The 13045-nt window shown below is 68.0% G+C and carries 14 protein-coding genes; 3 read left to right on the plus strand and 11 right to left on the minus strand.

Annotation, left to right across the window (positions count from 1 at the left end; genetic code table 11):
- From ACE3QW_RS02390 to paaN, 3 genes are all read right to left on the minus strand, one after another.
- Window positions 1–633: enoyl-CoA hydratase/isomerase family protein (locus ACE3QW_RS02390; RefSeq protein WP_374250278.1), on the minus strand; the 633-nt coding region annotated here is incomplete at its 3' end.
- A gap of 3 nt (window positions 634–636) precedes the next feature.
- Window positions 637–1842: a 3-oxoadipyl-CoA thiolase gene (gene pcaF, locus ACE3QW_RS02395; RefSeq protein WP_374250279.1), complete on the minus strand. Its 1206-nt coding sequence runs from the start codon at window positions 1840–1842 to the stop codon at window positions 637–639.
- A 21-nt stretch (window positions 1843–1863) separates the two neighbouring features.
- Window positions 1864–3513 (minus strand): phenylacetic acid degradation protein PaaN, encoded by a 1650-nt coding sequence (gene paaN / locus ACE3QW_RS02400; RefSeq protein WP_374250280.1) that lies wholly within the window; start codon window positions 3511–3513, stop codon window positions 1864–1866.
- A gap of 136 nt (window positions 3514–3649) precedes the next feature.
- Here paaN and paaG point away from each other — a divergent pair, with 136 nt between their 5' ends.
- The 3 genes from paaG to paaK all read left to right on the plus strand — a co-directional run bounded on the left by paaG (window position 3650) and on the right by paaK (window position 6293).
- Window positions 3650–4438, plus strand: coding sequence for a 2-(1,2-epoxy-1,2-dihydrophenyl)acetyl-CoA isomerase PaaG (paaG, locus tag ACE3QW_RS02405; protein ID WP_374250281.1), 789 nt, complete (start codon window positions 3650–3652; stop codon window positions 4436–4438).
- Between the two features lie 65 nt (window positions 4439–4503).
- On the plus strand, window positions 4504–4926 hold the full coding sequence (gene paaI, locus ACE3QW_RS02410; protein WP_374250395.1) for a hydroxyphenylacetyl-CoA thioesterase PaaI: 423 nt from the start codon (window positions 4504–4506) through the stop codon (window positions 4924–4926).
- Between the two features lie 35 nt (window positions 4927–4961).
- Window positions 4962–6293: a phenylacetate--CoA ligase PaaK gene (paaK, locus tag ACE3QW_RS02415; protein ID WP_374250396.1), complete on the plus strand. Its 1332-nt coding sequence runs from the start codon at window positions 4962–4964 to the stop codon at window positions 6291–6293.
- An 82-nt stretch (window positions 6294–6375) separates the two neighbouring features.
- On the opposite strand, the gene ACE3QW_RS02420 is transcribed toward paaK, so the two are convergent.
- The 8 genes from ACE3QW_RS02420 to ACE3QW_RS02455 all read right to left on the minus strand — a co-directional run bounded on the left by ACE3QW_RS02420 (window position 6376) and on the right by ACE3QW_RS02455 (window position 12791).
- Window positions 6376–7131 carry a Phenylacetic acid catabolic protein gene (locus ACE3QW_RS02420; protein ID WP_374250282.1) on the minus strand — a complete coding sequence of 252 codons (756 nt, stop codon included), beginning with the start codon at window positions 7129–7131 and terminating at the stop codon, window positions 6376–6378.
- A gap of 11 nt (window positions 7132–7142) precedes the next feature.
- Window positions 7143–8219 (minus strand): 1,2-phenylacetyl-CoA epoxidase subunit PaaE, encoded by a 1077-nt coding sequence (gene paaE, locus ACE3QW_RS02425; RefSeq protein ID WP_374250283.1) that lies wholly within the window; start codon window positions 8217–8219, stop codon window positions 7143–7145.
- 26 nt (window positions 8220–8245) lie between these two features.
- Window positions 8246–8770, minus strand: coding sequence for a 1,2-phenylacetyl-CoA epoxidase subunit PaaD (gene paaD / locus ACE3QW_RS02430; protein ID WP_374250284.1), 525 nt, complete (start codon window positions 8768–8770; stop codon window positions 8246–8248).
- A 9-nt stretch (window positions 8771–8779) separates the two neighbouring features.
- Window positions 8780–9556 (minus strand): 1,2-phenylacetyl-CoA epoxidase subunit PaaC, encoded by a 777-nt coding sequence (paaC, locus tag ACE3QW_RS02435; protein WP_374250285.1) that lies wholly within the window; start codon window positions 9554–9556, stop codon window positions 8780–8782.
- Window positions 9556–9840 carry a 1,2-phenylacetyl-CoA epoxidase subunit PaaB gene (gene paaB / locus ACE3QW_RS02440; protein WP_024280576.1) on the minus strand — a complete coding sequence of 95 codons (285 nt, stop codon included), beginning with the start codon at window positions 9838–9840 and terminating at the stop codon, window positions 9556–9558. Before paaB ends, paaC begins: the two co-directional genes overlap by 1 nt.
- Window positions 9841–9933: 93 nt before the next feature.
- A complete protein-coding gene (gene paaA, locus ACE3QW_RS02445) occupies window positions 9934–10932 on the minus strand; it encodes a 1,2-phenylacetyl-CoA epoxidase subunit PaaA (protein ID WP_374250286.1) in 999 nt (332 codons plus the stop codon).
- A 222-nt stretch (window positions 10933–11154) separates the two neighbouring features.
- Window positions 11155–12021 (minus strand): phenylacetic acid degradation operon negative regulatory protein PaaX, encoded by an 867-nt coding sequence (gene paaX, locus ACE3QW_RS02450; protein ID WP_374250288.1) that lies wholly within the window; start codon window positions 12019–12021, stop codon window positions 11155–11157.
- A 32-nt stretch (window positions 12022–12053) separates the two neighbouring features.
- Window positions 12054–12791, minus strand: a complete 738-nt coding sequence (locus tag ACE3QW_RS02455; RefSeq protein WP_374250289.1) for a TetR/AcrR family transcriptional regulator — start codon at window positions 12789–12791, stop codon at window positions 12054–12056.
- Window positions 12792–13045 lie beyond the last annotated feature (254 nt).

The following is a 13045-nucleotide window of genomic DNA, read 5'->3' on the forward strand; positions in this document are numbered from 1 at the left end:
CGCCTCTTCGGCCGGATCGCCCACGGGCACCGGCAGGGCCGACAACCGGCGCTTGGCCACCGCCGGCGCGCGGGCGATGGCTGCGGCGAGGAGATCGCCCTCCACCACCGCATCGACGAGGCCCAGCGCCAGCGCCTCGCCGGCCTTCAGCACCCGCCCCTCGCAGACCAGACCGATGGCCTGCGCCACGCCCACCAGCCGCACCAGCCGCTGGGTTCCCCCCGCACCGGGGATGATGCCGAGCCGCGTCTCGGTGAGCCCCACCAGCGCCTTGGCCGACCCGAGCCTGAGATCGCAGGCCAGCGCGATCTCGCATCCGCCGCCCAGCGCCGCACCATCCAGCGCGGCGACCACCGGCTTGGTGCAGGCATCGATCGCGCCCACCACCTCGGGCAAAAACGGTTCATCCGGCGGCAGCGCCATCTCCCGCAGATCCGCCCCCGCGATGAACCGCCCCGGCCCGCCGCTCAGCACCAGCGCAGAGACCGCCGCATCCCCATCCAGCGACTGCACCGCATCGATCAGCCCCTGACGCACGCCACGAGACAGCGCGTTCACAGGCGCATGATCGATGTGGACAACCGCGACGGTGCCATGGCGGGTGATCGTGATGGGGGAAACCTGCGCGTCCACCGCTCAGACCCGCTCGATGAGGGCGGCGATGCCCTGGCCGACGCCGATGCACATGGTGGCGATTGCGCGCTTGCCGCCATGGACTTCCAGCGCGCTCACCGCCGTCATGGCGAGGCGTGCGCCGGACATGCCGAGGGGATGGCCCAAAGCGATGGCGCCGCCATGCGGGTTCACATGCGCCGCATCATCCGGCAGCCCAAGCTGGCGCAGCACCGCCAGCGCCTGCGAGGCGAAGGCCTCGTTCAGCTCGATCAGGTCAATGTCGGAGAGGGAGAGGCCGTTCTTCGCCAGCAGCTTCTGCGTGGCTGGGGCCGGCCCGATGCCCATGATGCGCGGCGGCACACCGGCCTGCACCACGCTGACCACGCGGGCGCGGGGCGTGAGGCCATATTTCTTCGCCGCCGCCTCCGAAGCGAGGATGAGGGCGCCAGCGCCGTCGTTGACGCCCGAGGCGTTGCCCGCCGTCACCGAGCCGCCCTCCTTGCGGAAGGGCGTCTTCAGCGCCGCCAGCTGCTCCAGCGTGGTGTCGCCGCGCGGGTGCTCGTCGCGCTCCACCAGCACCGAGGACCTCCTGCCCTTCACTTCGATGGGCGTGATCTCGCGGGCGAAAAAGCCCGCCTCCTGCGCCGCTTTCGCCCGCTGCTGGGAACGATATGCGAAGAGGTCCTGATCGGCGCGCGAGATGGCGAAATCGGCGGCGACGTTCTCGCCGGTTTCCGGCATGGAATCGACGCCGTACTGGGCCTTCATCAGCGGGTTGATGAAGCGCCAGCCGATGGTGGTGTCGTAAATCTCCGCCTGCCGCGAGAAGGCCTCCGTGGCCTTGCCCTGCACGAAGGGGGCGCGAGTCATGCTCTCCACGCCACCGGCGATGATGAGGTCCGCGTCGCCGGTCATGATGGCACGGGCGCCGATGCCCACCGCATCGAGGCCGGAGCCGCACAGCCGGTTGACGGTGGTGCCCGGCGCGCTCACCGGCAGGCCGGCGAGGAGGGCGGCCATGCGGGCCACGTCGCGATTGTCCTCGCCCGCCTGATTGGCGCAGCCGAGGATCACGTCGTCCACCGCCTCCCAGTCCACGCCGGGATTGCGGTCCTTGAGCACGCGGATGGGATGGGCGGCGAGGTCGTCCGCCCGCACGTCCTTGAGGGCGCCGGCATAGCGGCCGATGGGGGTGCGCGCGAAATCGCAGATGAAGGCGTCAGCCATGGTGATCTCCGGAGAATGGGCTCAGGCGGCGGCCGGGCGGCGCACGCACACGACGCGGAAGCGGCCCGCCACGAAGGCCGCATCGGTGAGACAGGCATTGCCGGCGGGGTTGACGCCGGAGACGTGGTAGTCGCTAAAGGCCGCGCTCTGGTTCACATAGATGCCGCCCGTGAGATTCACGGAGAGCGCCACGCCGGCGCGGGCATAGGCCGGCACGGCGCGGGCGATCTCGGCCTCGTCGGTGGAATAGAGGGCGGCGGTGATGGCGCCCTTCTCGCGCGCGGCACGGGCGGCGCGGGCCACCCCATCCGCCGCATCGGCCACCGCGACGACGAAGGCGATGGGGCCGAACCGCTCTTCGAGATAGGCCGCCTCATCGGTGGCATCGACCGCCAGTAGAAGCGGCGTCGCCGTCCGCGCGCCTTCCACCTGAAGGGCGGCGCTGTCGCGCACGATGCGGCCGAGGGTGCGGGCCTCCTCGATACGGGCGAGGGTCGCCGGATTCTGAATGGCGCCCAGTACTGCGGCCGCGCGGGCAGGCTCGGAGAGGAGCGCATCGATGGCCGAGGCGATGCCACCGGCCACCTCGTCGAAGCTCTTATGTCCCGCCTCGGTCTCGATGCCGCCCGCCGGCACGAAGATGACCTGCGGCGCCGTGCACATCTGGCCGCTATAGAGTGAGAGCGAGAAGGCGATGTTCTGGCACATGGGGCCGAACGCTGCGGTGGAGGCGATGACGATGGTGTTGACCCCCGCCTCCTCGGTGAACACCAGCTTGTCCTTCACGTTCTCCCGCAGCCAGCCGCCGAACTGGGAGGAGCCGGTAAAGTCCACGATGCCGACGGCCGGGTCGGTCGCCAGTTCCTTGGCGATGGGCGCCTCTGAAGTGTCGGGGGCGAGCTGGATCACATCCGGATCGAAACCCTCCTGTGCCAACACCTCGCGGGCGATGCGCACAGTGAGGGCCAGAGGCAGGATGGCGGCGGGATGCGGCTTCACGATCACCGCGTTGCCGGTGACGAGATCGGCGAACAGCGCGGGATAGCTGTTCCAGGTGGGGAAGGTGGCGCAGCCGATGACGAGGCCGATGCCGCGCGGCACCACGTGAAAATCCTTGTCGAGGCGGATGGCGGAGCGGCCCATGGGCTTCTCCCACACCACCGCGCCGGGCACGCGGGACATCTCCTCATAGGCATAGGCGACCGCCTCCAGCCCGCGATCCTGCGCGTGTGGGCCGCCGGCCTGGAAAGCCATGGGGCCGGCCTGCCCGGTGGTGTGCTCCACCGTTTCCGCGATGAGGAAGCTCGCCGTGTTGAGGCGCACGAGGATTTCCAGCGCGATGCCCGTGCGCCGGGCGACGGAGGCGGCGGCCCATGCGGCGCCGGCGCCCTCCGCGCGAGCGATCAGGTCGTCCACGGCACGGGCGCAATAGGTGATGCCGAGGGCGGGACCGAAGGGGGAGACCTCGGCGCCGATCAGGGGCGCGGCATCGTCCGCGGCAAGCTCGAACGGATGGTCCTTGAGGGCCGCGAACGCCGCCTTGGCCTCGGCGGCACCACCTTCGGGATAGGCCTTGGGATTTTCCGGGAAGGCCGCCCAGAAGCCTCGCCCGCGCGCCGCGGCAACGGCGGATTCGAGCAGCGCGGCGTGGGCCGCGAACAGGTCAGCCATGGTCCTCTCCCTATGCCGGGACGCTGTGCGATGATGTTGACAAGCCCATCCCTTGCGCTAATGATTAACCGATCGTCCGGTTAATTCAAGAGGCTCCGAAAGAGCCCTGAAGTGGGAGGACCAAGTGGAGGCGCATGTGAACGAAGCCGTGCTGACCGTCACGGACCATGGCGGCTGGACGGAGCTGACGCTCAATCGTCCCGACCGCCTCAATTCCTTCAACGAGGAGATGCACGGCGCGCTTGCGGCCGCACTGGACGACGCCGCCGATGAGAGCTGCCGCGCCGTGCTGCTGACCGGCGCCGGCCGGGGCTTCTGCGCCGGGCAGGATCTCTCCGCCCGCGCCAACGCGGAAGGTCCGCTGGACCTCGGCTCGACCATCGAGGCCTTCTACAACCCGCTCATCCGCCGCATCCGAGGGCTCAACAAGCCCGTCGTTTGCGCGGTGAATGGCGTGGCCGCCGGAGCCGGCGCCAACATCGCTTTGGCCTGCGACATCGTTCTGGCTGCGCGTTCCGCCAAGTTCATCCAGGCGTTCTCGAAGATCGGCCTCGTGCCCGATTCGGGCGGCACCTATTTCCTGCCGCGCCTCATCGGCGATGCGCGGGCGCGGGCGCTGATGCTGCTGGCCGAGCCGCTCGCCGCCGAGACCGCGGCCGAGTGGGGCCTCATCTGGAAGGTGATCGACGACGCCGCGCTCATGGACGAGGCCCGCGCGCTCACCGCCCGCCTCGCCACCCTGCCGACGCAGGGCCTCGCCCTCACCAAGGCGGCGCTCAACGCCTCCGGCGGCAACAGCCTCAACGACCAGCTCGATCTCGAGCGCGACCTGCAGCGCGAAGCCGGACGCACGCCGGATTATCGCGAGGGCGTGAAGGCCTTCATGGAGAAGCGCACCCCGAACTTCACGGGACGCAGCTCGTGACCGCCGCCGCAGAAACCGTGGCGTCGCTCTCTCCGGAGGAGATCGCCCGCCGCTCCGCCGACGCCATGTGGGCGACCGACCATGCGAGCCAGGGCCTCGGCATGGAGATCGTCAGCATCGGCCCCGGCACCGCCACCCTCGCCATGACGCTCACCGAGCGCATGTGCAACGGCTTCGGCATGGGCCATGGCGGCTTCATCTTCGCTTTGGCCGACAGCGCCTTCGCTTTCGCCTGCAATACCTATGACGAGCGCACCGTCGCCCAGCACTGCTCGGTGACGTATCTGCGCCCCGGCACCCGCGGCAAGCGCCTCGTGGCTCGGGCGCGCGAGGTGAACCGCAGCGGGCGCTCCGGCATTTACGATGTCGAGGTTTCGCAGGACGATGTGGTGATCGCCCAGTTCCGCGGCCATTCCCGCACCATCGGCGGGCGCATCACCCAAGCGGATGAGAGCGGGTCCGGAAAGCCCGCAGACAAGAAATCCTGATCTCGCAGAAGATCCATCTGGAGGAGACGATGAACATGGCTCTGCCGGCACTGTCCCCGGGCCGTTCCTTCGAGGGTGGCCTCGATCCCGCCGAGCGCGCCTCGCGCGACGAGATCATGTCCCTGCAGCGCGAGCGCCTCGCCTGGTCGCTGCGCCACGCCTACGAGAATGTGCCCTTCTACCGCCAGGCCTTCGACGCCGCCGGCGTGCACCCCTCCGACCTGCGCGACCTCTCGGACCTCGCCAAATTCCCCTTCACGGTGAAGACGGACCTGCGCGACAACTACCCCTTCGGCCTGTTTGCCGTGCCGAAGGAGAAGCTGATCCGCGTGCACGGTTCATCCGGCACCACGGGCAAGCCCATCGTGGTGGGCTACACCAAGGCCGACATCGACATGTGGGCCGACGTGATGGCCCGCTCCATTCGCGCCGCGGGCGTGCGGCCGGGCATGATGGTGCATGTGGCCTATGGCTACGGCCTGTTCACCGGCGGCCTCGGCGCCCATTACGGCGTCGAGCGTCTGGGCTGCACCGTGGTGCCCATGTCCGGCGGCATGACCGAGCGCCAGGTGCAGCTCATCCACGACTTCAAGCCTGACGCCATCATGGTGACGCCGAGCTACATGCTCGCCCTCATGGACGGCTTCGCCAAGGCCGGGCTCGACCCGCGCGAGACCTCGCTCAAGTACGGCATCTTCGGCGCCGAGCCGTGGACCAATGCCATGCGCCAGGAGATCGAGCGCGACTTCAACCTCGACGCCACCGACATCTACGGCCTCTCGGAAGTCATCGGCCCCGGCGTCGCGCAGGAATGCGTGGAGACCAAGGACGGGCTGCACATCTGGGAGGATCATTTCTACCCGGAGGTGATCGATCCCCTCACCGGCGAAGTGCTGCCCGATGGCTCGAAGGGCGAACTCGTTTTCACCTCGCTGACCAAGGAAGCCTTCCCCATCATCCGCTACCGCACCCGCGACCTCACCCGCCTGCTGCCCGGCACGGCGCGGCCGGGCATGCGGCGCATGGAGAAGGTGACGGGCCGCTCGGACGACATGATCATCCTGCGCGGCGTCAACGTCTTCCCGACCCAGATCGAGGAAATCCTGCTGGCGGTGGAAGCCTGCTCCGGCCACTACCAGATCGAGCTGACCCGCGACGGCCGCATGGACGAGATGACCGTGCACGCCGAGATCCGTGAGGAGGTCTATGGCGAGGTGGACGCGGACGCCACCGGCAGGCGCATCCTGAAGCGCATCAAGGACACCATCGGCATCACCACGCGCATCTCCCTGCACGAGCCAGGCGGCATCGAGCGCACCGCCACCGGCAAGGCCAAGCGCATCGTGGACCGCCGGCCCAAGGAGTGAGCGGGACGGCCACACGCCCTCCCCTGCCCCAACAAAAAAGGCCCGGCGCAATGCCGGGCCTTTTTCGTGTCTGTTGCCGATCTCAGTCGAGCCCGAGCGGCGCGAGGCGGTCGGTGACGAGGCGCTCCCACTCCGCCAACAACACCTCGTTGGGCATGTGGCGCAGGCCGAGGCGGCGCAGCGTATCGTAGCGGGCGGAACCGGCCACGCCGAACGTCGCTGCAACCCGCGGCCGCCAATAGGCAAGGCTCGCCCGCGCGCCGACCCGCCCGACCTCGGTGGCGGCGATGCGTTCCAGCCCTTCGAGCCCCAGCTCCGCATGGCTCGCCTCGCGCGGGGCGATCTCGCGGAAGACCTCGGCGAGCGGCGCGTAGGACACCCGCGACAGCTCGGCGAGCTGCACGCCGGTGGCAAGACCCATGAGCACGTTCATCGCCACCGCGTCGGTCCATCCCGTGATGGGATAGTGGAAGACCGAGAGACGCATGTCGTTGCCGTGCCGCACGGCGCCGAGGTCGGCATCGCGCGCCACCCGCGCCGCCCAGTCGTGCTGCGCCTCGTAGCGGTCGGTATCGGTGCCGAAGGCGCCCATCAGGCCGAGCACGCGCTCGGCATGGTCCGCCTTTTCAAGCGTGATGCGGCTCGCCGCGATCCGCGCCTTGATACCGGGCGCGAAATTGATGGAGGCGGCAAAGCCGGCCGAGCCGGCGAGCTGGCTGTCCACAAAGGAGGACATGAGCCGCAGAAGCTCGCCGCGATAGCGCGGCGGCACGTTGTCAGGCGAAGAGAGCACGCCGCCCTGGGCGAGATAGTCGTCGATGGCGATCACGTCGGACATGTGTCTTCCCCTTACTCGTCGTAGGTGACGACGAGTTTTTCGGTGAGCGGGAAGCACTGGCAGGTGAGCACGTAGCCGGCGCGCACCTCGTAATCCTCCAGCGCATGGTTGACCGCCATTTCCACCTCACCCTCCACCACCTTGGCGCGGCAGGTGGAGCACACGCCCGCCTTGCAGGCGTAGGGCGCATCGAGATTGGCGGCGAGCGCGGCGTCGAGCAGGCTCTGGCCCTCGCGCGGCATGTGGAAGGTGCGGGTGGCACCATCCAGCGTCACGGTCGCGGTGGTGCCGGCGCCGTTGGCAGCGACGTTCGCCGAAACCGCCTTGGCCTTCGCCCGGCCGGGCTGGCCCGAGGCGAACAATTCGAACTTGATCTGCGCGTCGCTGAGACCGTGTGCGCGCAATGCGGCGGCAATGGCCAGCATCATGGGCTCGGGGCCGCAGATGAATGCGGTGTCCACCGACGTCGCGTCGATCCAGTGCTTGAAGAGACCTTCCATCTTCTCCGCATCGACACGGCCGGTGAACAGGTCGATCTCCTGCGCCTCGCTCTCCAGCACATGCAGCACAGAGAGGCGGCCCAGATAGATGTTCTTCAGGTCCTCCAGCTCCTCGCGGAACATGATGGAGCTGATCTGCCGGTTGGCATAGACAAGGGTGAAGCGGGACCTGGGCTCGCGCGCCAGCACCGTCTTGATGATGGACAGGAGCGGCGTGATGCCCGAGCCGCCGGCAAAGCCGAGATAGTGGCGGTCCAGCTCCGGAGCGATCGGCACGAAGAACTTGCCCATGGGGGGCATGGCTTCAAGGACGTCGCCGGGGGACAGGTTTTCATTGGCCCAGGTGGAGAAGGCACCGCCCTCCACCTTCTTGATGCCCACCTTCAGGCAGCCCTCATCCTTGCCGGCGCAGATGGAATAGCTGCGGCGCAGTTCCTCGCCATCGAAATCGCGGCGGAAGGTGAGATATTGGCCCTGCGTGAAGTCGAACGCCGCGGCGTCCTCCGGGCGGGGTTTGAGGGTGACGACGACGGCATCGCGCGTCTCGCGCCGCACGTCGACCACCTCCAGGGAATGAAACCGTGCCATGCGGCGCTCCTCGGGATTTTTAGTATTCAGATGCACTTGAAGTAGTCGAACGGCTCCAGGCACGAGAGGCAGCGATAGCTGGCCTTGCAGGCGGTGGAGCCGAACTGGCTCACCTTCTCAGTCTGCGCCGAGCCGCAGCGCGGGCAGGCCACCGTGAGGTTGGAGCCGGAGGTGAGCCGGCGCGCGAGCGCCAGTGAGCGGCCGTCGGCGGCGGTGTCGTCCACCGGCGGTGCGATGCCGTAGGCCCGCAGCTTCTCGCGGCCCTCGGCGCTCATCCAGTCGGTGGTCCAGGGCGGCGAGAGCCGTCGTTCCAGCCGCACTTTGGCGACGCCGCGCGCGTTCAGTTCGCGCTCGATGTCGATATTGATGATGCCCGTCGCCGGACAGCCGGAATAGGTGGGCGTGACGGTGACGACGAGGGTGTCGTCGCTCCACGCCACCTCGCGGACGATGCCGAGATCGACCAGCGAAAGCACCGGGATTTCCGGGTCTGGCACCTGCGACAGCCAGTGCCAGACCTCGTCAAGGGACGGCAGGGTGGCGGTCGCCATGATCGCCTCCTACCAGGTCGCGCCGGGATAGGCGCGCTTCAGGAACTGCATGTCGGCGAGGATGTAGCCGAGATGCTCGGTATGCACGCCGCGCCGGCCGCCCTTGTGGACGTAAGCCGAGGTCGGCGCCTTCAGCGTCGCCTCGCGCAGGACCTCGGAGACGATGGCCTCCCACTCCGGCTTGAGGCTTGCGGGATCGGGCGCGATGCCGGCCGCCGCCACGGCGCGGTCCGCGTCGTCGGTGATGAATAGTTCGCCCACGTAGGACCACATGTCGTCGAGCGCGCGCTGCATCCGCGCGTGGCTCTCATCGGTGCCGTCGCCGAGGCGGATCACGAGGTCGCTGGAGCGCTCCAGGTGATAGGCCGCCTCCTTCACCGCCTTGGCGGCGATCTCGGCGACGCGCGGATCCTCAGACTTGGTCAGCGCCGTGAGCATCACGTGGTGCCACGCATCGAACAGGAACTGCCGCATCAGCGTCTGGCCGAAGTCGCCATTGGGGCGCTCCACCAGCAGGCAATTGCGGAAGGCCGCCGCGTCACGCAGGAAGGCGAGCGCGTCCGCATTGCGGCCCTTGCCCTCCACCTCGCCGGCGAGGCCGAGCCAGAGCTGGGTCTGGCCGATGAGGTCCAGCGCCGTGTTGGCGAGGGCGATGTCCTCTTCCAGCACCGGCGCGTGGCCGCACCATTCGGACACGCGATGGCCGAGGATGAGGGTGTTGTCCCCCATCCGGGTGAGGAATTCGAACAGAGCGGCGCGATCGACCGCGATCTCGGCGGTGGCCATCACATGTGCCCCACTTCTTCGGGAATCTGGAAGAAGGTGGGGTGGCGGTAGACCTTGGAGTTGGACGGCTCGAACAGCGGCCCCTTGTCCGAGGGGCTGGAGGCGGTGATATCCACCGACTTCACCACCCAGATGGAGACGCCCTCGTTGCGGCGGGTATAGACGTCGCGGGCGTTCTTGATGGCGAGTTCCGCGTCGGGCGCGTGCAGGCTGCCCACATGGCGGTGGTTGAGGCCGTGCTGGCCACGGATGAACACTTCCCACAAGGGCCATTCGCTGGACATGGTTGTTCCTCCCGTTCCGGGCCGGACGGCCAAGCCGTCCGGAAGATGCGCTGTTGTTATGGTACGCCCTGACCGGCGATGACTTTGGCGCGGCTATTCCGCGGCCACACGGGCTGCGGCGCGACGCGCCTCGGCCTTCTCGGCATGGGCGAGGAGGCCATCGCGGAACCAGGCTCCGTCTTCCCAGGCCTTCACGCGGGCGCCGAGGCGCTCCTTGTTGCAGGGGCCGTTACCGGCGATCACCTCGAAGAACTCGGACCAGTCCGGCTCGGAGAAGTCGTAACCCTTCTTCTCCTCGTTCCACGTCAGGTTCGGATCGGGGATCTTGAGGCCGAGATATTCCGCCTGCGGCACGGTCTGGTCGACGAACTTCTGGCGAAGCTCGTCATTGGTGTTGATCTTGATCTTCCACGCCATGGACTGGGCGGAATGCACCGAATCCTTGTCGGAGGGACCGAACATCATGAGCGCGGGATACCAGAAGCGGTCGAGGGCATCCTGCGCCATGGCCTTCTGCTCAGCCGTGCCCTGCGCCATCTTCATCATGATGTCGTAGCCCTGCCGCTGGTGGAAGCTCTCCTCCTTGCAGATGCGGATCATCGCGCGGCTGTAGGGGCCGTAGGAGGTCTTCTGCAGCTGAACCTGATTCATGATGGCCGCGCCATCCACCAGCCAGCCCACCGCGCCGATGTCGGCCCAGTTGAGGGTGGGATAGTTGAAGATGGACGAATACTTCATGCTGCCGTCGTGCAGCTTGGCGAGCAGCTGATCGCGGCTGACGCCCAGCGTCTCGGCGGCGCAATAGAGGTAGAGGCCGTGGCCGGCCTCGTCCTGCACCTTGGCGAGCAGGATGGCCTTGCGCTCCAGCGTGGGCGCGCGGGTGATCCAGTTGCCTTCGGGCAGCTGGCCGACAATCTCGGAATGGGCGTGCTGGCCGACCTGGCGGATCAGCGTCTTGCGGTAGCCCTCCGGCATCCACTCCTTCGGCTCGATCTTCTCGCCGCGGTCGATGCGCTCCTGGAAGGCGCGCTCCTCCGGCGAAAGCTCGGCGGCGGACTTCATGCCCTCGGACTTCACGAGCTGTGCGTACATGCTGTGTCCTCCCCGTAAGACCTGTTGGATCGGCCGTCTCATGCGCGGCTTCTGGCGGCGGGTGAAGTAGGCGCTCCGGCCGCTGCCGCCGGTCCTCGCAAGCAGCATGCTGCCCACTGTCCGGCACCTTGCGAACGTTTATATATTACAGAAAAACGAGTTTCAAGTTATTTTCGTAACATTTAAAAGCCAGAGGCTCCGGCCGGACCATCTCCAGATCCTCTAAGCCTTGAATCTGCTTGTGATTTTCGGATGCCCCGGCAGTGGCTCGCCGCCCTCGCCCACGGCATTTTCGTCCAGCCAACGCTCGGACGCTTCCACCAGGCGGCCATAGATGTCGGCGCACACGGCACGGGCGGCAAGGCCCGGCCAGTCCTCCGGCAGGATGGCGGAGGGCAGGATGGGATCGCGCAGCACGATACGGCGGTAGTCGTGGATGAGCAGCACGCGGGCCACCATCGCCTCGAGGTCGGTCAACGCGGCGCCGGCCTGAAGTTCCTCCGCCAGCGGCTCGAAGGTGGCGATGAAGCGCCGGTAGGCCTCCGCCGTCTGCTCCAGCGGCCACGCGCGGGCGGCGAGGGCACGCTGCTCCTCCGCGCTGCCGGAGACATCGAGCCGGAGCGCGGAGGCCGCCTCTTCCGGCACGCCCGTTCCGGCCGGGGCCACGAAGACGCCGGGCAGCGGCATGCCAAAACCCGCCGCCTCCAGGGCCGCCCGCGCCCCTTCGCGGGCGCCGGTCTCGATGAGCAGCATGTCGAAATGCCCATGCCAGTCCGGCGGACGGTGACGGTAAATATGTTCGGTGGCGCGGGCGAAGGTCTCGCGGCCCTTGTCGGCGAGGCGGTAGAAGCTGTTGCGACCTACCCGCGTCCGCGTCAGCCAGCCATCTGCCGCAAGACGCGACATGGCCGTGCGCACCACCCCATCCGCCACGTCCAGCCCGCGGAAGAAGGCGAGCAACGTGCCGAGCCACACCGAGCCGCCCCGTGGCACGATGGCGTCGCCATAGATGGTGACGATGATGGACCAGGTGCGCGAAGGCTCGGCGCGAACGTGGTCGAGGATGAGGTCGAGGGCGCGGCGCGACATGGCCGTTCCTTAAAGCGTTTTCGGCCGCGATCCTATTCCGCCGGTCGCCGCGCCTTCGCCGCGCGGGGCGCCTCGGCGGCGGGAGACGGAGCGCGGCGGCGCGGGGCGGAACGGGGCTGCGCGGGCTTGCCCTCCGGCGGCCGGGCATCGGCGGCTTTGGCCTCGGGCGCGAACATGCCCCGCACCGCCTCCTCCGCCCCCGCCTTGATGAGGCCGGTGACGAGGCGGGCATAGTCGGCGCGGGTCAGGCCCTTGCCATCGCGAAACCAGAGATACTGCCAGTTGAGCATGCCGAAGGCCGACATGGTGACGGGCTTCAGCATGGGCCCGCGCCCGACGGACGGCACCTCCTCGGCGATGGCGTCGGCGAGGAGGGTGACGAGCTTTCGCTCCAGCGCGCGCAGGGCCTCCTGCCGGTCGCTGTTCAGCAGCTTCAGATTGGCGATCTGCACCTGATGCTCGGCGTCGGCATCCTTGTAGGCATCGAGGAGCGAGGCCGACATGGCGTAGATGCGCCCGCCATCCGGCGCCTCGGCGATCGCCTTCTCCGCGCCGGCAATCAACTGCTCCAGATGCGAGGACAGGATGTCGAAGAGCACCGCCTCCTTGTCCGGATAGTAATGGTAGAGCAAGGCCTTGGAGGCGCCGCAGGCGTCCGCGATCATGGTGATCGAGGTGCCGGAATAGCCGTATTGCGCAAACAGCTCCGCCGATTTGTGGAGGATGGCCTCCCGTTTGGCCTCGTAATCCTGTGCACGCGTGCGAGCCATCTTGCCTGTCCATCTCGACCGCCGCCCGACACGGGCCTGCTGCGATCATCCGCCATCATCGGGAAGGAGGTTGGGATATCAAATATTGTCCGCCCGGTCGATCAATCATCCCGCGCAAGCGCGCCCTCGGCAAGCGTGCAACGAAGCCGCTCGCGATCAATTGACCATCCGGCCGGTTAATTATATGGTTCGGGTCTCGCCGGTCGAATGGCCAGCGAATGGAGGCGGGACAACCCGCTCCTCGGCCCGAAATG

The sequence above is a fragment of the Xanthobacter sp. genome (assembly GCF_041911315.1).
In the GTDB taxonomy this organism is placed as follows: domain Bacteria; phylum Pseudomonadota; class Alphaproteobacteria; order Rhizobiales; family Xanthobacteraceae; genus Xanthobacter; species Xanthobacter aminoxidans.

Coding starts and splice junctions, on each gene's coding strand:
- paaA (WP_374250286.1), bottom strand. CDS start 10,932: ATGTACGCACAGCTCGTGAAGTCCGAGGGCATGAAGTCCGCCGCCGAG.
- pcaF (WP_374250279.1), bottom strand. CDS start 1,842: ATGGCTGACGCCTTCATCTGCGATTTCGCGCGCACCCCCATCGGCCGC.
- paaB (WP_024280576.1), bottom strand. CDS start 9,840: ATGTCCAGCGAATGGCCCTTGTGGGAAGTGTTCATCCGTGGCCAGCAC.
- paaK (WP_374250396.1), top strand. CDS start 4,962: ATGGCTCTGCCGGCACTGTCCCCGGGCCGTTCCTTCGAGGGTGGCCTC.
- paaI (WP_374250395.1), top strand. CDS start 4,504: ATGTGGGCGACCGACCATGCGAGCCAGGGCCTCGGCATGGAGATCGTC.
- ACE3QW_RS02420 (WP_374250282.1), bottom strand. CDS start 7,131: ATGTCCGACGTGATCGCCATCGACGACTATCTCGCCCAGGGCGGCGTG.
- ACE3QW_RS02455 (WP_374250289.1), bottom strand. CDS start 12,791: ATGGCTCGCACGCGTGCACAGGATTACGAGGCCAAACGGGAGGCCATC.
- paaX (WP_374250288.1), bottom strand. CDS start 12,021: ATGTCGCGCCGCGCCCTCGACCTCATCCTCGACCACGTTCGCGCCGAG.
- paaN (WP_374250280.1), bottom strand. CDS start 3,513: ATGGCTGACCTGTTCGCGGCCCACGCCGCGCTGCTCGAATCCGCCGTT.
- paaE (WP_374250283.1), bottom strand. CDS start 8,219: ATGGCACGGTTTCATTCCCTGGAGGTGGTCGACGTGCGGCGCGAGACG.
- paaD (WP_374250284.1), bottom strand. CDS start 8,770: ATGGCGACCGCCACCCTGCCGTCCCTTGACGAGGTCTGGCACTGGCTG.
- paaC (WP_374250285.1), bottom strand. CDS start 9,556: ATGGCCACCGCCGAGATCGCGGTCGATCGCGCCGCTCTGTTCGAATTC.